Annotated in this window: 24 protein-coding genes; 11 read left to right on the top strand and 13 right to left on the bottom strand. The window is 71.0% G+C overall.

Annotation, left to right across the window (positions count from 1 at the left end):
• From AOK16_RS05435 to AOK16_RS05445, 3 genes are all read left to right on the top strand, one after another.
• On the top strand, positions 1–1,022 hold a 1,022-nt coding region (locus AOK16_RS05435; protein ID WP_055471074.1), incomplete at its 5' end, for an ABC transporter ATP-binding protein.
• A gap of 188 nt (positions 1,023–1,210) precedes the next feature.
• The gene (locus tag AOK16_RS05440) at positions 1,211–1,627 is read left to right on the top strand and encodes a hypothetical protein (RefSeq protein WP_055471075.1); all 417 of its coding nucleotides are present in this window, start codon (positions 1,211–1,213) and stop codon (positions 1,625–1,627) included.
• A gap of 146 nt (positions 1,628–1,773) precedes the next feature.
• Entirely contained in the window at positions 1,774–2,553 is a 780-nt protein-coding gene (locus AOK16_RS05445) for a nucleotidyltransferase family protein (protein ID WP_055471076.1), read from the top strand.
• A 152-nt stretch (positions 2,554–2,705) separates the two neighbouring features.
• On the opposite strand, the gene AOK16_RS05450 is transcribed toward AOK16_RS05445, so the two are convergent.
• From AOK16_RS05450 to AOK16_RS05480, 7 genes are all read right to left on the bottom strand, one after another.
• Positions 2,706–4,442 (bottom strand): DoxX family protein, encoded by a 1,737-nt coding sequence (locus tag AOK16_RS05450; protein WP_079101089.1) that lies wholly within the window; start codon positions 4,440–4,442, stop codon positions 2,706–2,708.
• Positions 4,443–4,588: 146 nt separating this feature from the next.
• Positions 4,589–5,542 (bottom strand): 23S rRNA (guanosine(2251)-2'-O)-methyltransferase RlmB, encoded by a 954-nt coding sequence (rlmB, locus tag AOK16_RS05455; protein ID WP_055471078.1) that lies wholly within the window; start codon positions 5,540–5,542, stop codon positions 4,589–4,591.
• 179 nt (positions 5,543–5,721) lie between these two features.
• Positions 5,722–7,122, bottom strand: coding sequence for a cysteine--tRNA ligase (cysS, locus tag AOK16_RS05460; RefSeq protein WP_055471079.1), 1,401 nt, complete (start codon positions 7,120–7,122; stop codon positions 5,722–5,724).
• A 175-nt stretch (positions 7,123–7,297) separates the two neighbouring features.
• On the bottom strand, positions 7,298–7,705 hold the full coding sequence (locus AOK16_RS05465) for a PPOX class F420-dependent oxidoreductase (RefSeq protein ID WP_055471080.1): 408 nt from the start codon (positions 7,703–7,705) through the stop codon (positions 7,298–7,300).
• Between the two features lie 254 nt (positions 7,706–7,959).
• The gene (gene ispF / locus AOK16_RS05470) at positions 7,960–8,451 is read right to left on the bottom strand and encodes a 2-C-methyl-D-erythritol 2,4-cyclodiphosphate synthase (RefSeq protein ID WP_055471081.1); all 492 of its coding nucleotides are present in this window, start codon (positions 8,449–8,451) and stop codon (positions 7,960–7,962) included.
• Positions 8,441–9,214 carry a 2-C-methyl-D-erythritol 4-phosphate cytidylyltransferase gene (gene ispD / locus AOK16_RS05475; protein WP_055471082.1) on the bottom strand — a complete coding sequence of 258 codons (774 nt, stop codon included), beginning with the start codon at positions 9,212–9,214 and terminating at the stop codon, positions 8,441–8,443. Before ispD ends, ispF begins: the two co-directional genes overlap by 11 nt.
• 314 nt (positions 9,215–9,528) lie before the next feature.
• Complete coding sequence (locus tag AOK16_RS05480; protein ID WP_003953493.1) at positions 9,529–10,011, bottom strand: CarD family transcriptional regulator; 483 nt, start codon at positions 10,009–10,011, stop codon at positions 9,529–9,531.
• 577 nt (positions 10,012–10,588) lie between these two features.
• Between AOK16_RS05480 and AOK16_RS05485 the strand changes: the two genes are divergently transcribed.
• Positions 10,589–11,278, top strand: coding sequence for a DUF461 domain-containing protein (locus AOK16_RS05485; RefSeq protein WP_240483390.1), 690 nt, complete (start codon positions 10,589–10,591; stop codon positions 11,276–11,278).
• 154 nt (positions 11,279–11,432) lie between these two features.
• Here the strand turns inward: AOK16_RS05485 and phoP are convergent, their stop codons facing one another.
• Together phoP and phoR are read right to left on the bottom strand one after the other, a co-directional pair.
• Positions 11,433–12,113: a two-component system response regulator PhoP gene (gene phoP, locus AOK16_RS05490; protein WP_055471083.1), complete on the bottom strand. Its 681-nt coding sequence runs from the start codon at positions 12,111–12,113 to the stop codon at positions 11,433–11,435.
• Positions 12,110–13,390, bottom strand: coding sequence for a two-component system sensor histidine kinase PhoR (gene phoR, locus AOK16_RS05495; RefSeq protein WP_055471084.1), 1,281 nt, complete (start codon positions 13,388–13,390; stop codon positions 12,110–12,112). The genes phoP and phoR overlap by 4 nt, the downstream gene beginning before the upstream one ends.
• 278 nt (positions 13,391–13,668) lie before the next feature.
• Here phoR and phoU point away from each other — a divergent pair, with 278 nt between their 5' ends.
• The 3 genes from phoU to AOK16_RS05505 all read left to right on the top strand — a co-directional run bounded on the left by phoU (position 13,669) and on the right by AOK16_RS05505 (position 15,296).
• The gene (gene phoU, locus AOK16_RS05500; RefSeq protein WP_055471085.1) at positions 13,669–14,346 is read left to right on the top strand and encodes a phosphate signaling complex protein PhoU; all 678 of its coding nucleotides are present in this window, start codon (positions 13,669–13,671) and stop codon (positions 14,344–14,346) included.
• A gap of 177 nt (positions 14,347–14,523) precedes the next feature.
• Complete coding sequence (locus AOK16_RS27380; RefSeq protein ID WP_169790862.1) at positions 14,524–14,694, top strand: hypothetical protein; 171 nt, start codon at positions 14,524–14,526, stop codon at positions 14,692–14,694.
• Positions 14,695–14,822: 128 nt separating this feature from the next.
• A complete protein-coding gene (locus AOK16_RS05505; RefSeq protein WP_157859118.1) occupies positions 14,823–15,296 on the top strand; it encodes a hypothetical protein in 474 nt (157 codons plus the stop codon).
• A gap of 6 nt (positions 15,297–15,302) precedes the next feature.
• Here the strand turns inward: AOK16_RS05505 and AOK16_RS05510 are convergent, their stop codons facing one another.
• The gene (locus AOK16_RS05510; protein WP_055471087.1) at positions 15,303–15,779 is read right to left on the bottom strand and encodes an ArsI/CadI family heavy metal resistance metalloenzyme; all 477 of its coding nucleotides are present in this window, start codon (positions 15,777–15,779) and stop codon (positions 15,303–15,305) included.
• 80 nt (positions 15,780–15,859) lie between these two features.
• Between AOK16_RS05510 and AOK16_RS05515 the strand changes: the two genes are divergently transcribed.
• From AOK16_RS05515 to AOK16_RS05525, 3 genes are read left to right on the top strand one after another with little or no spacing between them, the layout of a single operon-like run.
• Entirely contained in the window at positions 15,860–16,240 is a 381-nt protein-coding gene (locus AOK16_RS05515) for an ArsR/SmtB family transcription factor (RefSeq protein ID WP_055471088.1), read from the top strand.
• Positions 16,237–16,980: an aquaporin gene (locus tag AOK16_RS05520; RefSeq protein WP_055471089.1), complete on the top strand. Its 744-nt coding sequence runs from the start codon at positions 16,237–16,239 to the stop codon at positions 16,978–16,980. The genes AOK16_RS05515 and AOK16_RS05520 overlap by 4 nt, the downstream gene beginning before the upstream one ends.
• A gap of 26 nt (positions 16,981–17,006) precedes the next feature.
• Positions 17,007–17,423, top strand: a complete 417-nt coding sequence (locus AOK16_RS05525) for an arsenate reductase ArsC (RefSeq protein ID WP_055471090.1) — start codon at positions 17,007–17,009, stop codon at positions 17,421–17,423.
• A gap of 90 nt (positions 17,424–17,513) precedes the next feature.
• On the opposite strand, the gene AOK16_RS05530 is transcribed toward AOK16_RS05525, so the two are convergent.
• Positions 17,514–18,275: a phosphoglyceromutase gene (locus AOK16_RS05530; RefSeq protein WP_055471091.1), complete on the bottom strand. Its 762-nt coding sequence runs from the start codon at positions 18,273–18,275 to the stop codon at positions 17,514–17,516.
• Positions 18,276–18,373: 98 nt separating this feature from the next.
• Here AOK16_RS05530 and AOK16_RS05535 point away from each other — a divergent pair, with 98 nt between their 5' ends.
• Positions 18,374–19,690: an MDR family MFS transporter gene (locus tag AOK16_RS05535; RefSeq protein WP_079101091.1), complete on the top strand. Its 1,317-nt coding sequence runs from the start codon at positions 18,374–18,376 to the stop codon at positions 19,688–19,690.
• Between the two features lie 427 nt (positions 19,691–20,117).
• On the opposite strand, the gene AOK16_RS05540 is transcribed toward AOK16_RS05535, so the two are convergent.
• Positions 20,118–20,645, bottom strand: coding sequence for a type III secretion system chaperone family protein (locus AOK16_RS05540; RefSeq protein WP_055471092.1), 528 nt, complete (start codon positions 20,643–20,645; stop codon positions 20,118–20,120).
• On the bottom strand, positions 20,638–21,369 hold a 732-nt coding region (locus AOK16_RS05545; RefSeq protein WP_157859119.1), incomplete at its 5' end, for a glycosyltransferase. The genes AOK16_RS05540 and AOK16_RS05545, both read right to left, overlap by 8 nt.

The raw sequence follows: 21,369 nt of genomic DNA on the forward strand, positions 1-21,369 counted from the left end.
TCGGCCCCTCCGGCTGCGGCAAGTCCACCTCCCTGCGGATGCTCGCGGGCCTCGAGGACGTCAACAGCGGCTCCATCCGGATCGGCGACCGCGACGTCACCCACCTCCCACCCAAGGACCGGGACATCGCCATGGTGTTCCAGAACTACGCGCTCTACCCGCACATGACCGTCGCCGACAACATGGGCTTCGCGCTCAAGATCGCGGGCGTGCCGAAGGCCGAGATCCGGCAGAAGGTCGAGGACGCGGCGAAGATCCTCGACCTCACCGAGTACCTGGGCCGCAAGCCCAAGGCGCTCTCCGGCGGTCAGCGCCAGCGCGTCGCGATGGGCCGCGCGATCGTGCGTGAGCCGCAGGTCTTCCTCATGGACGAGCCGCTGTCGAACCTCGACGCCAAGCTTCGCGTCCAGACCCGCACCCAGATCGCCAGCCTCCAGCGCCGGCTCGGCATCACCACCGTGTACGTGACCCACGACCAGGTCGAGGCCATGACCATGGGCGACCGCGTGGCGGTCCTCAAGGACGGCCTCCTCCAGCAGGTCGACTCGCCGCGCAACATGTACGACCGCCCGGCCAACCTCTTCGTCGCGGGCTTCATCGGCTCCCCGGCCATGAACCTCGTAGAGGTTCCGATCACCGACGGCGGCGTGAAGTTCGGCAACAGCGTCGTGCCGGTCAACCGCGAGGCCCTGTCCTCCGCGAGCGACAAGGGCGACCGCACGGTCACCGTGGGTGTGCGCCCCGAGCACTTCGACGTGGTCGAGGAGAACGGCGGCTCGAACCTCTCCAAGGAGTCGGACGACGCCCCGGCCGGTCTGGCCGTGACCGTCAACGTCGTCGAGGAACTAGGCGCCGACGGCTACGTCTACGGCACCGCCGAGGTCGGCGGCGAGAAGAAGGACCTGGTCGTCCGCGTCAGCGGCCGCCGGGTCCCGGAGAAGGGCTCCCAGCTCCACGTCGTGCCGCGCGCCGGCGAGACCCACGTCTTCTCCACCTCCTCCGGCGAGCGCCTCACCGACTGACGCTCCCCGAGCCCGCAACGCGGCGCCGTACGCCTGTCCTTGGGCATACGGCGCCGCGTCACATATCGGCACACTTCCGGCGTTTCGATCTCGAACGTCAACACGCCGTACGGGCCGCCTCGGCGATCCGTACCTCAAGAGGGTGACTAAATGTCGCCAAATCACTACCGCTCGCTACGATCTCGGGCGTGAACCAAGCAGCCCGCCGCATCGGCAGAACCCTCGCACTCGTCCTCCCGGTCGTCCTCGTGCTCTCGGGGACCCTGGCGGTCGCCCGCGTCCCCTGGGCGGCACCCGACGCCGACTCCCAGGTACTCACCGCCTCCGCGGAGACCGCCTCCACGCGCGCGCAGGCCCGCGCCCCGCACGAGATCCTGCGGGACCGGCTGCTGGCCGAACTCCAGGAGAAGGACCCGGGCTCCGCGCTCACCCACCTCCAGGAGGAGACCAGCCGCCGCCCCTCGCTGGCCAGGCACTGCGTCTCGATCGCCCGCGCCCTGGGCCGGGCCGCGGTCGCCAAGTACGGCGATACGCGCGCGCAGAGCTTCGCCCGCCCCGTCTGCGACACCTCCTTCGCCTACGGCGTGGCCCAGGAGGCCGGCTGACCGCTACGGGCTCACCCGAGCCCACCAGCCCCGGCACCAGAACCGGCCCACCTGGAACACCTGGAACACCCGGCGCACCGGAGCACACAGCGGGCGCAAACCGTACGCAACACGCGGCGCGCTCCCCAGCACATAAGGTGCGGACCATGACAGGTCAACACAGCGCGGGCCCCGACGAGAACAACGGCAACGGCCGGAACAGCGCCGTGCACCCCACGCAGGCCGTGGTCCTGGCCGGAGGCCAAGGGTCGCGGCTGCGGCCGTACACCGACGACCGCCCCAAGCCGATGGTCGAGATTCCCGGTACCGGGACCCCGATCATCGGCCACCAACTGGCCTGGCTGGCCGCCGAAGGCGTCACGGACGCCGTCGTCTCCTGCGGTCACCTCGCCGAGGTCCTCCAGGACTGGCTGGCGGCCGCCGCGGACCAACTCCCGCTGCGGGTCACCACGGTCATCGAGAAGGAGCCTCTGGGGCGCGGTGGCGGCCTGAAGTTCGCGGCCGCCTCACTGCCCCGCCCCGACCGCCCCTGGTACGCGACGAACGGCGACGTCTGGACGCGCTTCTCCCTGCGTGAGATGGCCGAATTCCACCAGGAGCGCGGCGCGTTGGCGACCCTGGCCCTGGCCCGGCCGCGCATCCCCTGGGGCGCCGTGGAGACCGACGAGTTCGGCCACGTCCTCGACTTCATCGAGTCCCCGCCCTCGCCGTACCTCATCAACGCGGGCGTGTACGTCTTCTCCGCCGCCTTCGCCGACCTGCTGCCCGAGCGCGGCGACCACGAGCGCGCCACCTTCCCGCGGTTGGCGCGCGAACGCCGCCTGGCGGGCTTCCCGCTGCCTCAGGGGGCGTACTGGCGCGCCATCGACACGGCGAAGGACCTCTCCGAGGCGGCCAAGGAGCTGGAAGCCTCGCAGGCCCACTGACACCGGCGCAGACCGCCCACGCTCGGCCCCTGGCACGCACACCCCCGCGCTCCCGCCACACCCCAACGCGCCCCCGTACGCGGGCACATCCGGGAACCAAAACGACCCGCCCGCCCATTGAAGGGCAGGCGGGTCGTCCACAGGCCGGGCGCTCAGCCCAGCAGGCCTCCCAGCGCACCACCGGTGCTGGAGCCGCCGTCCGAGCCGCCGCTCGAACCGCCCGAGCCGTCACCGCCACCCGAGCCACCCGGGCTCGACGAGCCGCCACCGCTGGAGGACGACGAGCCGGACGTGCCGCTCGCGGGCGGCGCGGGCGCCTCCGGCTGGGACGGAGCCTGGTCGGAGCCGCCCGTGCCGGACGGCGTCTGGCCAGGCTGCTGGCCGCCCGTGCCGACCGTCCCGGTCTCCCGTGCCACACCCGGCTCGGTCGAGGCCCCGGACTCCTCGGACGGGCCCTCGCTGCGCCGTGCCTCCGGCGAGCCGGAACCCTCCGACGTCGGCCCCTGCGAGGCCCGTTCGGCCTCCGACTTCCGCGGCAGCGGCTTCCCGGGCAGGTGGTTGCGCGGTGCCTCGGTCGGCCCCGGCACCGTCGTCATGTCCGTGGACCGGACCGCGCCGCCGAGCATCGAGCCGATCAGCAGGGACAGCCCGACGACCACCGTCGCCATGGCCGTACCCCGCCGCAGCACGCGCCGCCGCAGCTCCCAGATCGAGACGCGCGGGCCGAGCCGCCGCCAGGCCTCGCCCGCGAGCCGGGCGTCCAGCGAGTAGACGGGCGCGCCCGCGATGATCAACGGGCTCCAGGCCGCGAGGTAGATGATGTCCGGCGCCTCGTACACCGGGACGCTCCGCCAGGTCACGGTGACCAGCAGCGCGGCCGAGAGCAGCGCGCCCACCGAGGCGGCCACCCGCTGCCACAGCCCGAAGATCGTCAGTACGCCGACCAGGACCTGGAGGAAGGCGACGGTCAGACCGGCCCCCACAGGATGGGAGAGGGCGAAGTCCCGCAGCGGGGAGGCGAATTGCCACGGGTGCAGGTTGTGCAGCCAGGTCACCATCGAGCCGCGGTCGCCGCCGTCGAAGTAGACGGGGTCGCAGAGCTTGCCCATCCCGGCGTAGATGGAGATGAAGCCAAGGAAGACGCGCAGCGGGAGCAGGACGACGCCGAGGTTCATCCGGCGGCCCGGGTAGTACGCGTGTCGCACGCTGTCGGAGCCGCTCCGGCCCTCCGCCTCGTCCTCGAACTCGTCGAGCTCGAACTCCCCGCCCTCGTACGGCTCGTGGCGGTCGTACGCGCCGCGGCCGCCGTACGTGCCGGGCCCGCCGAGGCCGCCCTCGGCAGGCCTGTAGGGCTCGTAGGGGCCGCCGCCCGGGCGTACGGGCCGCAGGACCGCGGTGTCGTCGAGCTGCGGGGCACGCGGGCCGATGACCGTGGGCGCGTCGTCGACCCGGATCCGCGGCAGCACCTGGGTCACGCCGTCGTGGTTGGCGCCGCCCACGGTCTCCGTGCCGGCGCCGGAGTTCCGCACGGCCTGGAGGAGCCGGCCGGCCGCCGGGTCCCCTGGTTCGGTGCGGCCGCTCCATACGACGGGGGCCCGGCGCTTGCCGGCCCCCTCGTAACGCGCGGAGTCCTCCTGGCTTCCCGGGCCCAGGGCGCCCGCGGTGCGCGGCCGCGCCACGGTCGCCAGCGCGCCTTCGAGCGGCGCGGTGCCGGCCGGCGCGGCCGGGCCGCGAGGCGGTGTGGTGGCGAGCTGCACGCGGAAGCTCGCGTGGTTGACGACGACCTGCGCGGGGTCGCACGGCACCTTCACCGTGCTCAGCGCAGGGTCGTCGTGGTATCCCGACGAGCGTCCCCCCGAAGGGCGGGGTGTTCTGGTGTCCACGCTCATCTAACCGAGTGACCCGGCGTTAAGACACTGCCTTGACGGGCCCGATGTGTCCGAGACCCGTCAAGATCCCCCCGCCTGGGGCCATTTGGGGCACTGAGGTGTCAACTCCGGTGGCCGGACCGCCCACCGGCCACCCGCCGAGAAACTCAGCGCCGGCGCCGGGCCGCCTCGTAGAGGACCACGCCCGCGGCCACACCCGCGTTGAGGGACTCCGCACCACCGGGCATCGGGATCCGCACCCTGATGTCGCAGGTCTCGCCGACCAGCCGGGACAGCCCCTTGCCCTCACTGCCGACGACGATCACGACCGGACCGTCCAGGACCTCCAGGTCCTGCAGCTCGGCCTCGCCGTCCGCGGCCAGCCCCACGACCGTGATCCCGGCCTTCTGGTACGCCTCGAGGGCGCGCGTCAGATTCGTGGCGCGGGCCACCGGCGTACGGGCCGCCGTGCCGGCCGAGGTCTTCCAGGCACCCGCCGTCATCCCGGCCGCGCGCCGCTCGGGGACGACGACGCCGTGCCCGCCGAAGGCGCACACGGAGCGCACGACGGCGCCGAGATTGCGCGGGTCGGTGACCCCGTCCAGGGCGACGATCAGCGGGTCCTCGCCGTCGTCGAAGGCCGCCGCGGCCAGGTCCTCGGGGTGCGCGTACTCGTACGGCGGGACCTGGAGGACCAGGCCCTGGTGGTTGAGCCCGTTCGTCATCCGGTCCAGCTCGGGCTTCGGCGCCTCCATGAGGGCGATGCCGCCGCGGTCCGCCGCGAGCTGGAGCGCCTCGCGCACCCGCTCGTCGTTGTCGATGAACTGCTGGACGTAGAGCGTGTTCGCGGGCACCCCGTCGCGCAGCGCCTCGAAGACCGGGTTGCGGCCGACGACCAGCTCATGGGTGCCCTTGGGCCCGCCGCGGCGCGGAGCCGGGCGACGGGAGGCCTGCTTGGCCCTCGCCTGCGCGGCCCGCTGCTTGGCGTGCCCCTTGCGCATCTCGGCGGGCGGGGTCGGGCCCTTGCCCTCAAGAGCGCGGCGCCGCTTGCCGCCGCTGCCGACCGTCGCGCCCTTCTTGTTCGTGGTGCGGCGGTTCCTGCGCTGGCTGTTCCCCGCCATGCGTCACCAGATCTTTCCTGCGTCGTGTGCTTGTCGTACTCGAACAGTGTGCCGGACGGCGCGGCGGCTCCGCGCCGTACCGGCCCGCCCATAGGCCCCGGGGCCGAACCGGCTCTATAGGACCGGCTTCCATGGAACCGGCTCTATAGGACCGAGGCCCCGCCCCAAGAGCCGGTGGATCAGCGCGGGCCGAGCTCCCAGCGCGGGCCGCTCGGGGTGTCCTCGATGACCAGACCCGACTGCTGGAGCTGGTCCCGGATGGCGTCCGCCGTCGCGTAGTCCTTGCGTGCCCGGGCCGCCTGGCGCTGCTCCAGCACCAGCCGTACGAGGGAGTCCACCACGCCGTGCAGGTCCTCGCCGCGGTCCCCGCCCCCGGACCACTGCTCGTCCAGCGGGTCCAGGCCCAGGACGCCGAGCATCGCGCGGACCTCGGCGAGCCGGGCGACCGCCGCCTCCTTGTCGTCGGCGGTCAGCGCCGAGTTCCCCTGGCGCACGGTCGTGTGCACGATGGCCAGCGCCTGCGGCACGCCCAGGTCGTCGTCCATGGCCTCGGCGAACGCCGGCGGCACCTCGGGCGCGGGCTCCACCGGGCCCCCGGCCTTCTCCACCACCCGCTGCACGAAGCCCTCGATCCGCGCGAAAGCGGACTCGGCCTCGCGCAGCGCCTCCTCGCTGTACTCGATCATGGACCGGTAGTGCGGGGTGCCCAGGTAGTAGCGCAGCACGATCGGGCGCCAGTGCTTGACCATCTCCGAGACGAGCACCGAGTTGCCGAGCGACTTGCTCATCTTCTCGCCGCTCATGGTGACCCAGCCGTTGTGGGCCCAGTACGCGGCGAACTCGTCCCCATAGGCCTTGGCCTGCGCGATCTCGTTCTCGTGGTGCGGGAAGACGAGGTCCACGCCGCCGCCGTGGATGTCGAAGGCGGCGCCCAGGTACTTGTGGGCCATCGCCGAGCACTCCAGGTGCCATCCCGGCCGGCCGCGGCCCCAAGGGGTCTCCCAGCTCGGCTCGCCCGGCTTGGCGGCCTTCCACATGGCGAAGTCGCGCGGGTCGCGCTTGCCGGTCTCCCCCTCGCCCGAGGGCTGCAGGAGGTTGTCCAGCTCCTGGTTGGAGAGCGCGAGATAGCCGGGGTAGGAGCGCACGTCGAAGTAGACGCTGCCGTCCGCCGCATAGGCGTGGCCCCGCTCGATCAGGCCCCGCATCATCTCGATCATCTCGGGGATGTGCCCGGTGGCCCGCGGCTCGTACGTCGGCGGCAGGCAGCCGAGGACGTCGTACCCCTGGTTGAAGGCGCGCTCGTTGTGGAAGCCGATCGACCACCACGGCTCGCCGCTCTCCGCGGACTTCGCCAGGATCTTGTCGTCGATGTCCGTCACGTTCCTGATGAACGTGACGTCGTAGCCGCGGTAGGCGAACCAGCGGCGCATGATGTCGAAGTTCAGCCCCGACCTGATGTGCCCGATGTGCGGGGCGGCCTGCACCGTCGCGCCACACAGGTAGATCGAGACACAGCCCGGCTTGAGCGGGGTGAAGTCACGGATCTGCCGGGCGCTGGTGTCGTACAGGCGAATAGTCACGCATCAAGGGTACTGATGTTTTCTGGGGGTTCCCCCCGATCCCCCGCGCCCACGGCAGTGCCCCGCGACCCATGGGGCCACGGGGCACGTGAGCGCGACGATCGTGACCCGCCTGTTGCTCGGCGGGCCCACGCGGTTCACTCCCGAAAGGCCCGGCCGCGCACGGACGTTCGTCTCAGATGTTGCCGACGACCTTGCGCGCCGGGATCCGGACGATCACGCGCGGGTTGTCCTGCGCGGAGGCCGGGTTGAACTCGGCGTACTTCTTTCCGGTGTACTTGAGCGCCAGCTCGTCGATGAGCGCGCCCTCGGGGTCGTCGACGAGCTCCGCGGTGCCGCGGATCTCGGCGTATGTGTACGGGGCGTCGGCCGGGTTGACCAGCACCGTGACGCGCGGGTCGCGGCGGATGTTCTGCTCCTTGCGGCGGCCGGTGGTCGTCGAGATCAGCACGGCGTCGCCGTCCCGCTTCGCCCAGACCGGCGAGAGCTGCACGCTGCCGTCGGGCTGGAGGGTGCCGAGGGTCACGAAGACGGGACCGTCGAGGATCTTCTTCAGGTCGTCGGACAGCGGTACGCCGGCCATGGGTCCTCCCGGACGGGGTGCGGATGTTGGTGAACCTGTTCAGGAGTACCCCAACGCCCCGTCAAAAGACCGTATTCCCCCGCCCGATGAGGCCATCCAGACCATGTCGGACGCCTCCGCCGGGGCGAGGAACACCGAGTCCGCAACCGCCGGGATCCCGACCTGCGGTCGCTCGCCATCGCGGCGGAGAAGATTCCCCGACTCGACGGCGAGCGGCCCACGGGGGCGTCCGAGCGGCGCCGAGCCGGGCCGCGTCAGGCGCGGCGGAAGACCAGCGCCGTGGACACCGCGGCCAGGCCCTCGCCGCGGCCCGTCAGGCCCAGGCCGTCCGTGGTCGTGCCGGAGACGGAGACCGGCGCGCCGACAGCCGCGGAGAGCGCCTTGCGCGCCTCCTCGCGCCGTTTGCCGATCTTCGGGCGCACACCGATCACCTGGATCGCCACGTTCCCGATCCCGAAGCCGGCCTCGCGCACGATCCGGGCCGCCTCCGTGAGGAGGGTGACGCCGGACGCACCGGACCACTCGGGCCGGTCCGTGCCGAAGTGCGCCCCCAGATCACCGAGCCCGGCCGCGGAGAACAGCGCGTCACAGGCGGCGTGCGCGGCCACATCGCCGTCGGAGTGCCCGGCCAGGCCGAACTCCGCGTCCTCCCACAGCAGGCCCGCGCACCACAGCTCGCGGCCCCTCTCGAAGGCGTGCACGTCGGTGCCGATGCCCACCAGGGGCAGCACGGGGCTAGAAGCCATCGGTAGCCCTCCTGCGGGCGAGCACGGCCTCGGCCAGGACGAGGTCCAGGGGGCGGGTCACCTTGAACGCCTCCTCATGACCGGGCACGACCACGACGGGGACGCCGAGCCGCTCGACCATCCCGGCATCGTCGGTCGCCCCCTCGCCCTGGAGAGCGACCTTCTCGTGCGCCTCCACGAGCGCGCCCCGGTCGAAGCCCTGCGGCGTCTGCACAGCGCGCAGCACGGCCCGCTCGGGCGTGCCGACCACCAGCTCCGGCTCGCCGCCCTCCCGCGGCCGGACCTCCTTGACGGTGTCGGCCAGCGGCAGCGCGGGAACGACGGCGGGCGCCCCGTCCCGTACGGCCGCGGCGACGGCGTCGACCGTCTCCACGGGCACCAGGGGCCGGGCCGCGTCGTGCACCAGGACGACACCGATGTCCTCGGGCAGGGCGGCGAGGCCAAGCCGTACGGACTCCTGGCGGGTCTCCCCACCGGGAACGACGCGGACCTCGGTGGTCTCGGGCAGGGCGCTGTCGTCGAGGAGGATGCGGACCTCGGCGGCGCCGTCAGGCGGGGCGACCACGACGACGAGCGAGACGGCACGGGAGCGGGCCATGGCCCGTACGGCGTGCACGAGCATCGGGGTGCCGTTCAGGGCGCGCAGGGCCTTGGGCGCGCCGGGACCGAGCCGCACACCGCGCCCGGCGGCCGGAATGACCGCCGCCGTACGGGTGTTGGGCGAACCGTGGGGGCGCTCTGCGGGGCGCGTGCTCTCGGACATTGGTTGCGCGTTCAGGTTTGTTTCCTCGGCCGGTTTGGGTATGGCCTGAGCGTGCCGGGCGCGACGCCCCGACCGGTCCCTTCCGTGACAACTGGTCTGGGGGCACCTCCCAGCAGTAGCCGGGAGCGAGCTGCCCGGGCCCGGCACAACCAGTCCGCGGACTGGGCATCACCGGGTTCCACTGGCGTAGGCACCAGTGGACGCACATGCCGCAGCGCCCGGCGACAGACGTTCGTCACTCGGGCACCGCGGCATTTCTTACACCAGCAGGTCGACCAACACCAGTACGGCGGTGGGCGGTCGCGCGCCGGGGTTCAGGACGCGAGGACCTCGTCGAGCAGCGCCTCGGCCTTGTCCTCGTTGGTGTTCTCCGCCAGGGCGAGTTCGCTGACCAGGATCTGCCGGGCCTTGGCGAGCATGCGCTTCTCACCGGCCGACAGTCCGCGCTCGCGCTCCCGGCGCCACAGGTCGCGGACGACCTCCGCCACCTTGATCACATCACCGGAGGCGAGCTTCTCGAGATTTGCCTTGTAGCGACGGGACCAGTTGGTGGGTTCTTCCGCGTACGGCGCGCGCAGCACCTCGAAGACCCGGTCCAGCCCGTCCTGCCCGACCACATCGCGCACGCCGACGAACTCCGCATTGTCCGCCGGTACACGAACCGTCAGGTCGCCCTGGGCGACCTTCAGCACCAAGTAGGTCTTGTCCACGCCTTTGATCTGGCGAGTTTCGATGGCCTCGATCAGCGCGGCCCCGTGATGGGGATAGACCACGGTGTCGCCAACCTTGAACGTCATGTGACAGGTACCCCTTCCGTGGCTATCCAGAGTAACACGTGCGCGCCCGGTTCTGAATGGCGTTTTCGCAGGTCAGGGCATATCTCGGGGCTTGACAACTGCGGCCGGGACGTGCTTCCGAGGCCGGCCGCGAGCGGGTATTCGCAGGTCGGAGCAGCTGTGGACGCGGGGTGAAACGCCTGCGTCACAGGCCGCCACGAGGTCCTGTGAGCTACCGAACGTCCCGGTTTGCCGGAGTCCGGGTGGCTGACTTCCGCTACTCCGTTCGGCCCCTCGGAGCAGGATCCGGACGCGTTTCGCGAATTGATCACGGTGATTGACCGCAATCGGCCGCTGGTCAAAACGTTGATCAAATTCCGCCGGCCTTCGCCGGATGTTCGTCCGGCCTTCGCGGATTCCCGCGGGATAATCCACCGGCAGTTCCGCGCTCGGCTATTTCCACGGGCCGCCGAGGGGCGCCGGAGGTCCGGGGGCGGGTCGGGTGCGAGGCGGAGACGACGGCTCGGTAACCTAAGCCCGCTGACCCGCTCTTAAGGCGGCCCTACGCCGCCTCGTCGTCCAAGGAGTTGCCGCCGCCGTGAGCCTCCCCAGAACTTCGGCCGGGGGTGCCCCCATCCTTCGGCGCGGCGCCCTCGCCGCCGCTGCCGTCGTCGCCTCCGTCGCCTCGCTGTCCGCCTGCGCTGCGGGCAACTCGGCCTCGACGTTGCAGGTCAAGCCGGACAACGCCGCGACGAGCATCGGCGACGTCAAGATCCAGAACGCCAATGTGATCACCCAGCCCGAGGGCGCCGAGGGCCCCGCGGTCGTCGCCGCCAAGATCTTCAACAACGGGCAGAAGGAGCAGACGCTCGACTCGATCACGGTCGAGGGTCTGCAGCAGCCCGTGAAGCTGGCCCCGGCCAAGGGCTCCGGTCCGCTGACCATTCCGGCCGGCGGCACGCTGATCCTGGGCGGCGAGGGCAACGCCTCCGCCCAGATCGCCAACAGCAGTGAGTCGTTCCGCGACGGCGACGTCCAGCGGGTCGTCTTCAAGCTCAGTGAGACCGGCGAGGTGCCGCTGACGGCCTTCGTCGTGCCGGCGACCCACTACTTCAAGGACTTCGGCCCGTCGTCCGTGCCGACCCCCTCGAAGAGCGCGAGCCCTTCCGGATCCCCCACTGAGGAGGCGGGCGCGGCGAACGGTGAGCACGAGACCGGTGCGACCGCGAGCACCGGTGCGGGCCAGAGCCCGGCGGCGGGCCACTCCTCGGCCGCGGCGGGGCACTGACACCGCGTAAACCGCCGACACCGCCGTAAAACGTGTGGACGGAAACTTCAAGGGCCCGGAGCGTTTGCTCCGGGCCCTTGTTGCGCGGCCTGCGCCACCGGTTCACGGTTTCGCGGTCCTCGCTTCGACGCCTATAGCGCTGCGGCTCTTCGGTTTACGGCTCGAACTTGTAGCCCAGGCCGCGGACCGTGACCAGGTAGCGCGGGGCACCCGGGTCCGGCTCGATCTTGGCGCGCAGGCGCTTGACGTGGACGTCGAGCGTCTTGGTGTCGCCGACGTAGTCCGCACCCCACACCCGGTCGATGAGCTGCATCCGGGTCAGTACGCGTCCGGCGTTCCGCAGCAGCATCTCCAGCAGGTCGAACTCCTTGAGCGGGAGATCCACCTTGCCACCGCCGACCGTGACCACGTGCCGGTCGACGTCCATCCGTACAGGGCCCGCCTCCAGGGCGGCCGGGACGACCTCCTCCGGCTCGCCGCGGCGGCGCAGGACGGCGCGGATACGGGCCACCAGCTCGCGCGAGGAGAAGGGCTTGGTCACGTAGTCGTCGGCCCCTATCTCCAGGCCGACGACCTTGTCGATCTCACTGTCCTTGGCGGTCACCATGATGACCGGAACGTTTGAGCGGCCACGCAGCTGGCGGCACACCTCGGTGCCGGGCAGCCCCGGCAGCATCAGGTCGAGCAGCACCAGGTCGGCGCCATTGCGTTCGAACTCGTCCAGCCCGTCGGGCCCGGTTGTCGCGATGGCGACCTCGAAGCCCTCCTTGCGGAGCATGTACGACAGCGCGTCGCTGAACGACTCTTCGTCCTCGACGACGAGAACTCGGGTCACGGAAGGACCTCCGGGGCAGGAAGGGGTTCATCGTTGAAGGTCTCGTACGCCCGGCCGTCCTCGCCATCGAGGTCGTCCGGTTCGATCAGGGCGCGGTTACGGCGATCGGCCTTGTCCCGGTCCCTTTCGCGGCCCGCTTCTGGGAGCCGCAGGGTGAAGGTGGAGCCCTGGCCTTCAGCGCTCCAAACCGTGACCTCCCCGCCGTGCGAGGCGGCCACGTGCTTGACGATGGCAAGGCCGAGTCCGGTCCCGCCGGTGGCGCGCGAGCGCGCCGGATCGACGCGGTAGAACCGCTCGAAGATCCTGTCCTTGTCCTTGTCGGAGATGCCGATGCCCTGGTCGGTGACGGCGATCTCGATCAGGTCCCCTCCGGGGGCGCTCACCCGGCGGCCGGCGATGCCGACGCGCGTGCGGGAGGGGCTGTAGTTCACGGCGTTCTCGACGAGGTTGCCGAGGGCCGCGGCGAGCTGGCCGCGGTTGCCCCACACATGGAGGTCGGCCGTGCCGCCCGCGGCCATGGTGATCTGCTTCGTGCCCGCCTGGTGGCGGCAGCGGTCGATGGCCTCGGCCACCAGCTCGTCCACCCGCACCGGCTCGGCGTCCTCCAGCGGGTCGTCGTTCTGCACCCGGGAGAGGTCGATGAGCTCCTGCACCAGGCTGGTCAGACGGGTCGCCTCGACCTGCATGCGCCCCGCGAAGCGGGTGACCGCCTCGGGGTCGTCGCAGGCGTCCATGACGGCCTCGGAGAGCAGCGAGAGCGCGCCGGTCGGGGTCTTCAGCTCGTGGCTCACATTGGCCACGAAGTCGCGGCGCACCGCCTCTATGCGGCGGGCCTCGGTGAGGTCCTCGACCAGCAGGAGCACCAGCCGCGAGCCGAGCGGGGCCACGCGCGCGGAGACGGCGAGGGCCTCGCCGCGGCCCGTGCCGCGGCGGGGGAGGTCCAGCTCGATCTGGCGTATCTCGCCGTCGCGCCGGGTCTCCCGGGCCATCTTGAGCATGGGCTCGACGGCCAGCTTGCCGCCGCGCACCAACCCCAGCGCGTACGCCGCGGAGCTGGCCTTGACGACGCTGTCCGCCTCGTCGAGGACGACGGCGGAGGAACGGAGCACCGACAGGACGGTGTCGACGCCGGGCGGCAGCACGGCGTCCGTGTGCAGCGAGCTGCGGGTCGGCTTCGCCTGCTCCCGCTCGCTCCAGCGGAACGCGAGCATGGCGACCACGCCGGTACCCACCCCGGCGATCGCTGCCGCTGCGGCGACCGCCGCGTTCACGTCCATGCGTCCAGATTAAGCGGGGGGTGTGACAGACCCACAGCCCTCCGAGTGGGACATCGAACACTCGTTGCCCAGAGTTCACTGGTAGGTCGTGGCCGGTTCATCCCGGACAGGTGGCCGTAAATCGCCGGTCGGAAGCGGCCTCCGTAAGGGATGGTGTGCGTTGCCAAGAGTTCACCGGGATGTCGGTTCCGCTTCATTCCGGGGGTTCGGGGGCGACGCACAAGCCCCCGAGCGTGGATGCTGGTGAAACCAGCCAGTTTGAGGAGATGAGGATTTCGATGCGGGACGCATACCACGAGGAGCTCGACTCGATAGGCGAAGGCCTGGTCGAGATGGCCCGGCTCGTCGGCTCCGCGATCGGCCGGGCCACCACGGCGATCCTCGACGCGGACCTCAAGCTCGCCGAGAGCGTGATCGCCGCGGACGAGAAGGTGGACGACCTGCAGCGCGACCTGGAAGCGCGGGCCATCGCGCTGCTGGCCCGCCAGCAGCCGGTCGCCACGGACCTGCGGATCGTGGTCACCTCGCTGCGGATGAGCGCCGACCTGGAGCGGTCGGGCGACCTCGCCCAGCACGTCGCCAAGCTCGCTCGGCTGCGCTTCCCGGACACGGCGGTGCCGCGCGACATCCACGCCACCATCCTGGAGATGGGGCAGCTCGCGCAGCGGCTGATGGCCAAGGCGGCAGAGGTGATCATCACCAAGGACGTCGACCTGGCGCTTCAGCTGGAGCAGGACGACGACGCGATGGACCTGCTGCACCGCACGCTCTTCCAGCACCTGATGGACGACCGCTGGAAGCACGGCATCGAGACGGCGGTGGACGTGACGCTGCTCGGCCGCTACTACGAGCGGTTCGCCGACCACGCGGTGTCGGTGGCCAACCGGGTGGTCTACCTGGTCACCGGCGAGCACGCCGACGAGGTCGCACCGCCCACGCCGGTCGAGAGCGCGTAAGTCCGCGGCGGCGGGGGCGCGTAAGCCCCGCGGCGGGGGCGCGCTGGGGCTCTCACGGCTCTCGGCCGAGGGCGCGCGCTCCCGTACGGCCGTGCTTCCGCGCGCCGTTGACTCGCGATGGGGCGTGGGTATGGAGTGGGCAGCAGGCGCTGTGCCCTCGCCTCGAGGAGGAATCCCATGGCCGACTCCCCCAGCACTCCCCCGACCCGCGACCAGCAGACGCTCGACCGGCCGCCACACCTGGCCGAAGCACCGACGCCGCTCCTGGCCGCCTGCGGCTGCGGCGCGGGCTGCGGCTGCGGCTGCCAGAGCGGCGGCCCCTGCCAATGCGGCGGCTGCTGCGGCTAACCGAGGCGCACGTACGAGCTGGCCGAGGCACGCATACGAGAAGGGCCCCCGGCCGGTGGGATCCCGGCGGGGCCCTCATTTTCGGATAACCCCCGGACACTCCAGGTCACGCCTGGGATCATCCGCCCATGGATTATGAGCCTCTTGCCGCCGCAGTCGTGGCCGCATCCGGTCTGGCGGGCCTGTTCATCCAGGCCCGCCGTCCCAACGTGCATGCGGCGGAGGAGATCAAGCGCGAGCTGGACATCCTCGCGTCACTGCCGGAGGACAGCCGACTCCGGGCACCGCTGCAGAACCGGGTCGAGGACTCGCTGCGGCGGTACATGGCCGGTGCCGTGGAGAGCCGTACCAGGAACTGGGCCGGTATCACCACCAACGTGATCCTCTGTATCGGCGCGGCCTTCTTCGTGTGGATGGCCGTCGCGAACGGCGCGTGGTGGTGGGCCGGCCTCATCATCGCCGTCCCGTTCGGCGCCATCAGCCTGATCTCCTTCCCCGACGCCTTCATCAAGGCGGAGCGGGATGTACAGGGAAGACGCATAGATCCGGCTTCCCCTGCCCGTTCCGTCACCCCGGACAGCACCGGTGCGGGTGCCACATAGGGCCTGTCAGCCGCAGCTGCATCCCGTGGCGGCCAGCGCCGCGGCTGCTTCGGTGGCCTGGCTGGTGCAGCAGCCGTCGCCGGTGGTGTTGGGGTCGGTGCTCTTGCCGAGGGTGTCACCATCGGCCTTGACCACGTACACCTCCCAGGGCTCACGGCCGGGGCCGTGGACCCACACCTTGTCCTGGAGGGCGTAGCAGCAGGAGGTGTCGTTCTCCTCGAAGGTGGCCAGGCCGGCGTCCTTGAGTCGGGTGGTGGCCGCGTTGACCTGGTCGGTGGACTCGACCTCGACGCCGAGGTGGTCGAGACCGGTTTCCTGGCCGGGCTCGCCCTCGATGAGGACGAGCTTGAGCGGGGGTTCGGTGATGGCGAAGTTGGCGTAGCCCTCGCGCCGCTTGGCCGGTTCGGCGCCGAACAGCTTCGAGTAGAAGGTGATCGACGCTTCGAGATCGCTGACGCGCAGGGCGAGCTGAGCACGGGACATGGCAAGGCTCCCATCGGCTTGCATTGATGCCTGTCAATGCAGAGCTTGCGCCTTGTATCGACATTCGTCAACATAGAAGCATGTCGAAGCAAGAACTTGTGGTGCTCGGGCAAGACGATCAGTCGGCCGGCTGCTGCCCGGGGATGCTGACCGCGCCGCTGGACGAGGATCAGGCCGCCGACCTGGCGAAGATCTTCAAGGCGCTGGGTGATCCGGTGCGGCTGCGGCTGCTGTCGCTGATCGCTTCACGGGCTGGTGGTGAGGTCTGCGTGTGTGACCTGACCCCGGCCTTCGAACTGTCGCAGCCGACGATCTCGCATCACCTCAAGCTGCTCCGGCAGGCGGGCCTGATCGACTGCGAGCGCCGAGGCACGTGGGTCTACTACTGGGTGCTGACCGACACTCTTGACCAGCTCTCAACGTTCCTGACCACCACGCACAAGGCCGAGGCGACCGCGTGAGCGCATCGCTCGGGCGCCGGACCCTGGCTGAGGCCGTCGGGGCGGCCGCCCTGGTCGCGGTGGTGGTCGGCTCCGGCATCCAGGCCACCAAGCTGACCGACGACGTCGGCGTGCAGTTGCTGGCCAACTCCCTGGCGACCGTGTTCGGCCTGGGCGTACTCATCGCCTTGCTCGGGCCGGTCTCCGGTGCGCACTTCAACCCCGTTGTCACGCTGGCAGCCTGGATCACCGGCCGCCGCAAACCCGACGGGTTGAGTCTGCGTGACGTGGCTTCCTACATCCCCGCACAGAGCCTCGGGGCGATCGGCGGCGCCGTCTTGGCCGACGCCATGTTCGCCGAGCCCTTGGTGCGGTGGTCCACCCATGACCGCTCCGCCGGCCACCTGTGGCTCGGCGAGATCGTCGCGACCGCAGGACTCGTGTTCCTGATCTTCGGGCTCACCCGCACTGGGCAGGCTCACTTCGCGCCGGTGGCCGTGGCGTCCTACATCGGAGCGGCGTACTGGTTCACGTCCTCCACCTCGTTCGCAAACCCAGCCGTCACCATCGGCCGTGCCTTCACCGACACGTTCGCAGGCATCGCGCCGGTCTCCGTCGCGCCGTTCATCGCGGCTCAGCTCGCCGGTGCCGCGCTGGGCCTGGTCCTCGTGGCCGCCGTGTTCGCCCGGCCCGCACCCCCACAGACCGGGACCGTTCCCGTCCAGGGCGAACCCGAACTCGCAGCTCCCGCAAGCTCCTGACCACCGCGCCCAGAAAGACGCCCACCATGACCGCTCCCGCCGAGCGCCCGTCCGTCCTGTTCGTCTGCGTCCACAACGCCGGCCGCTCACAGATGGCCGCTGCCTTCCTCACTCACCTGGCAGGCGACCGCGTCCAGGTGCGTTCCGCCGGGTCTGCCCCGGCCGACACCGTGAACCCGGCCGTCGTCGAAGCCCTGACTGAGGTGGGCATCGACATCTCGGCCGAGGTCCCCAAGGTGCTCACCGCCGAAGCGGTCCAGGCGTCCGACGTCGTCATCACGATGGGCTGCGGCGACACCTGCCCGTTCTTCCCCGGCAAGCGCTACCTCGACTGGGAACTCCCCGACCCCGCCGGACAGGGCGTCGAAGCTGTCCGCCCAATCCGCGACGAGATCGAAAAGCGCATCCGCGGCCTCATCGACGAGATCACCCCGGCGAGCTGACCATGGGCCCGGCCGGCGGGACGGCCCAGCCGTACCAGAAAACCCCCTACCAGCGGAGAATCCGCTGGTAGGGGGCCTGATCAATGCAGCTTACTTCTTCTTGCCCTGGTTTTTGACGGCCTCGATGGCGGCCTTGGCGGCCTCCGGGTCGAGGTAGGTGCCGCCGGGGTTGGTCGGGCGGAAGGAGGCGTCGAGCTCGTAGGAGAGCGGGATGCCGGTCGGGATGTTCAGGCCCGCGATGTCCGCGTCCGAGACCCCGTCGAGGTGCTTGACCAGCGCGCGCAGCGAGTTGCCGTGGGCGGCGACCAGGACCGTGCGGCCGGCGAGCAGGTCCGGGACGATGCCGTCGTACCAGTACGGCAGCATGCGGACGACGACGTCCTTCAGGCACTCGGTGCGCGGGCGCAGCTCCGGCGGGATCGTGGCGTAGCGCGGGTCGTCGCTCTGCGACCACTCGGAGCCGTCCTCGAGCGGGGGCGGCGGGGTGTCGTAGGAGCGGCGCCAGAGCATGAACTGCTCCTCGCCGAACTCGGCGAGCGTCTGCGCCTTGTCCTTGCCCTGAAGGGCGCCGTAGTGGCGCTCGTTGAGCCGCCAGGAGCGGTGGACCGAGATCCAGTGGCGGTCGGCCGCCTCGAGGGCGAGCTGCGCGGTGCGGATCGCGCGCTTCTGGACCGAGGTGTGTACGACGTCGGGGAGCAGGCCGGCTTCCTTCAGGAGCTCACCGCCCCGGACCGCCTCCTTCTCGCCCTTCTCGTTCAGGTTGACGTCCACCCAGCCGGTGAACAGGTTCTTCGCGTTCCACTCGCTCTCGCCGTGGCGGAGGAGGATCAGCTTGTACGGTGCGTCGGCCATGCACCGAGCCTAACCAATAACCAGTGGTGCGCCCTTCCCGCGTGCGCGTAACCTTCGCTCGCTGCAAGCGCTTGTTACATCACCTCAGGGGGCCGCCCATGTCCATCGCCAGCCTCAGACGTGCCGCCGTGGACAGCGTCTCGGGCCTTCCCCGCGACTTCTGGTGGCTGTGGACCTCGACCCTCATCAACCGCCTCGGCGCGTTCGTCGCCACGTTCATGGCGCTCTACCTCACCCTCGACCGCGGCTACTCGGCCTCGTACGCGGGTCTGGTCGCCGCCCTCCACGGGCTCGGCGGGGTGGTGTCCTCCGTGGGCGCGGGCGTGATGGCGGACCGGCTCGGGCGGCGGCCGACGCTGCTGGTGGCGCAGTTGTCGACGGCCGCTTCGGTGGCGGTGCTGGCCTTTATGACCCACCCGGTCTCGATCGCGGCGGTCGCCTTCCTCGTCGGCATGGCGAGCAACGCCTCGCGCCCGGCGGTGCTGGCGATGATGGCCGACATCGTTGCCCCGGAGGACCGGGTAAGGGCTTACGCGCTCAACTACTGGGCCATCAACCTGGGTTTCGCCTTCTCCTCCATGGCCGCGGGGTTCATCGCGCAGCACAGCTACCTGGCGGGGTTCCTGGGAGAGGCGACGCTGACACTCGTCTGTGCCGTCGTGGTCTTCATGAGGCTGCCGGAATCCCGGCCCCGTAGGGACCTGCCCTCCGCCACCGAGACCGGGAAGGCGGGTCCTGAGGTCGGGCTCGGGGACGTGCTGCGGGACCGGCGGTTCATGGGCATCGTGGGACTGTCCTTCCTCATCGCCCTTATTTTCCAGCAGAGTTACGTGTCCCTGCCGGTCGCGATGGGTAAGGACGGCTTCTCCAGCTCGGATTACGGACTGGCCGTCGCCGTCAACGGCGTACTGATCGTGGCCCTCCAGATCCCAGTGACCCGGTTCATCGAGCACCGCGATCCCAAGCGCCTGCTGCTGGTCTCCTCACTGCTGGTGGGCTACGGCTTCGGGCTCACCGCGTTCGCCGACTCGGTCGCGCTGTACGCGCTGACCGTCGCCGTATGGACGCTGGGCGAGATCGTCAACGCGCCCACGCAGATCGGTCTGGTGGCGCAGCTCTCCGCCGTCCACGCGCGCGGGCGCTACCAGGGCATGTACACGCTGTCGTGGTCCATGGCCGCGCTGGTGGCCCCCCTCATGGGCGGGTTCATCATCGACGCCTATGGGGCGGGCCGGCTGTGGGCGGCCTGCGCGGCGATCGGGACGATCGCCGCGCTCGGCTACTGGCTGCTCATGAGGGACCTGCCCGAGGGTCCCGCGGCGCCCGGGGAGCCGGGGGAGCCGGGGGCCGCCTCCGCCGCCCCAACGGGCGTCAGCGAAACGCCCGCTGGGCCTCGTACAGGTTCCGTGGCCTGACCGCCCCCGGGTGCCCGTACGCCTCCACGCGCGCGTGGAGCGGGCCCTCGAAGTCCGACGTCGATCCGGCCGAACTCGCGGACCTCGCTGAAGGTCGTACGCGGTGAACTGACGGGCTCGGGGAGCGGGTTGATCGGATCGGCGGGGTCGGCGCCTCGCGGGTGGAACCGAGTGGCGACGAGCGGTGTATGAGAAGTACACGGCGCTCACGGGAGGGCGCTCACACCGAGGGGGAGACATGGCGGTGTTGATTCACACGACGGGGCGCGGGGATGGACTGTCCGCGGGTGGGCGGTGCGTCGCGGGCGGATGGCGCGGATGTGGGTGGCGTGGATGTGGGTGGCGTGGATGCAGGCGGCGTGGATGCAGGCGGCGCGGGCGCGGATGGGGCGCGGGCGCGGAGGAAGAGGAAAGGGGCCGAAGGGAGTCAGTCCGCCTCGGCGGAGCGCTTGGTGAGGTGGGCGAAGGCGTCGAGGTTGCGGGTGGATTCACCGCGGGAGGTACGCCACTCGTACTCCTTCCGGATCGCGGTGGCGAAGCCCATTTCCAGGAGGGTGTTGAAGCTGCCGTCCGCGTTCTCCAGGACCGTGCCCAGCAGCCGGTCCAGTTCTTCCGGGGTCACGGCGGCGAGCGGGAACTTGCCGACGAGGTAGACGTCGCCGAGCCGATCGACTGCGTAACTCACGCCGTACATACGGGTGTTCCGCTCCAGCAGCCAGCGGTGGACGGCTGCGTGGTTCTCGTCGGGGTGGCGGACGACGAAGGCGTTGACGGACAGCGAGTGCCTGCCGACCACGAGGGAGCAGGTGGTCGACAGCTTGCGGGTGCCGGGAAGGGTGACGACATACCGGCCCTCGGCCGGGCTCTCCCAGTCGAGTTCGGCGTCCTTGAGCGTCTGCTCGATGATCTTCCGGACGTCGGTGTCCGCGTTCGTGCCAGCGCCGGGGTCAGCCATGGTGCGAGCGTAGACGACGCCGTTCCTGCAGGGCCGCTGTGTAGAGGTCCGCCGTTGCCGCGGCCGCCGTGTCCCAGCCGAAGGACTCGGCGTGCCGGGCCGCGGCCGCCCCCATCCGGTCCGTGAACTCCGGCGCGTCGGCGAAGCGGCGCAGTGCCCGGGCGTAGTCGGCCGGGTCGTGGCCGTGGACCAGGAAGCCGGACTCGCCGTCCCGCACGGCCACGGGCAGGCCGCCCACCTCGGCCGCGATCACCGGGGTTCCGCAGGCCTGGGCCTCGATCGCGACCAGGCCGAAGGACTCGCTGTACGAGGGCATGACCAGCACGGACGCCGCCCGGTACCAGTCGGCCAGCCGCTCCTGGCCGACCGGCGGCCGGAAGCGGACGACATCGGAGATGCCCAGCCGGGCGGCCAGCTTCTGCAGGCTCTCGGGCTTGGCGAGGCCGGTGCCGCTCGGGCCGCCGACGACGGGGACGACGATCCTGCGGCGCAGCTCCGGGCGCTCGTCGAGCAGGACGGCGACGGCGCGCAGGAGGATGTCCGGGGCCTTCAGGGGCTGTATCCGTCCGGCGAAGAGCGGGATCAGCGCGTCCTGCGGCAGGCCGAGCCGGTCGCGGGCGGCGGCCCGGCCGGCGCCCGGGCGGAAGCGGTCGAGGTTCACGCCGGGGTGGACGACGGCGACCTTGCGGGGGGCGGCTTCGTAGCGCCGGATGAGTTCGCCGGC

The organism is Streptomyces pathocidini, from assembly GCF_001418495.1.
GTDB classification, from domain to species: Bacteria; Actinomycetota; Actinomycetes; order Streptomycetales; family Streptomycetaceae; genus Streptomyces; species Streptomyces pathocidini.

Bases quoted from the DNA above. Each gene is read 5' to 3' on its own strand.
- AOK16_RS05445 (WP_055471076.1), top strand. From the start codon at position 1,774: ATGACAGGTCAACACAGCGCGGGCCCCGACGAGAACAACGGCAACGGC.
- AOK16_RS05450 (WP_079101089.1), bottom strand. From the start codon at position 4,442: ATGAGCGTGGACACCAGAACACCCCGCCCTTCGGGGGGACGCTCGTCG.
- rlmB (WP_055471078.1), bottom strand. From the start codon at position 5,542: ATGGCGGGGAACAGCCAGCGCAGGAACCGCCGCACCACGAACAAGAAG.
- AOK16_RS05465 (WP_055471080.1), bottom strand. From the start codon at position 7,705: ATGGCCGGCGTACCGCTGTCCGACGACCTGAAGAAGATCCTCGACGGT.
- ispF (WP_055471081.1), bottom strand. From the start codon at position 8,451: ATGGCTTCTAGCCCCGTGCTGCCCCTGGTGGGCATCGGCACCGACGTG.
- ispD (WP_055471082.1), bottom strand. From the start codon at position 9,214: ATGTCCGAGAGCACGCGCCCCGCAGAGCGCCCCCACGGTTCGCCCAAC.
- AOK16_RS05480 (WP_003953493.1), bottom strand. From the start codon at position 10,011: ATGACGTTCAAGGTTGGCGACACCGTGGTCTATCCCCATCACGGGGCC.
- phoR (WP_055471084.1), bottom strand. From the start codon at position 13,390: ATGGACGTGAACGCGGCGGTCGCCGCAGCGGCAGCGATCGCCGGGGTG.
- phoU (WP_055471085.1), top strand. From the start codon at position 13,669: ATGCGGGACGCATACCACGAGGAGCTCGACTCGATAGGCGAAGGCCTG.
- AOK16_RS27380 (WP_169790862.1), top strand. From the start codon at position 14,524: ATGGCCGACTCCCCCAGCACTCCCCCGACCCGCGACCAGCAGACGCTC.
- AOK16_RS05505 (WP_157859118.1), top strand. From the start codon at position 14,823: ATGGATTATGAGCCTCTTGCCGCCGCAGTCGTGGCCGCATCCGGTCTG.
- AOK16_RS05510 (WP_055471087.1), bottom strand. From the start codon at position 15,779: ATGTCCCGTGCTCAGCTCGCCCTGCGCGTCAGCGATCTCGAAGCGTCG.
- AOK16_RS05515 (WP_055471088.1), top strand. From the start codon at position 15,860: ATGTCGAAGCAAGAACTTGTGGTGCTCGGGCAAGACGATCAGTCGGCC.
- AOK16_RS05525 (WP_055471090.1), top strand. From the start codon at position 17,007: ATGACCGCTCCCGCCGAGCGCCCGTCCGTCCTGTTCGTCTGCGTCCAC.
- AOK16_RS05530 (WP_055471091.1), bottom strand. From the start codon at position 18,275: ATGGCCGACGCACCGTACAAGCTGATCCTCCTCCGCCACGGCGAGAGC.
- AOK16_RS05535 (WP_079101091.1), top strand. From the start codon at position 18,374: ATGTCCATCGCCAGCCTCAGACGTGCCGCCGTGGACAGCGTCTCGGGC.
- AOK16_RS05540 (WP_055471092.1), bottom strand. From the start codon at position 20,645: ATGGCTGACCCCGGCGCTGGCACGAACGCGGACACCGACGTCCGGAAG.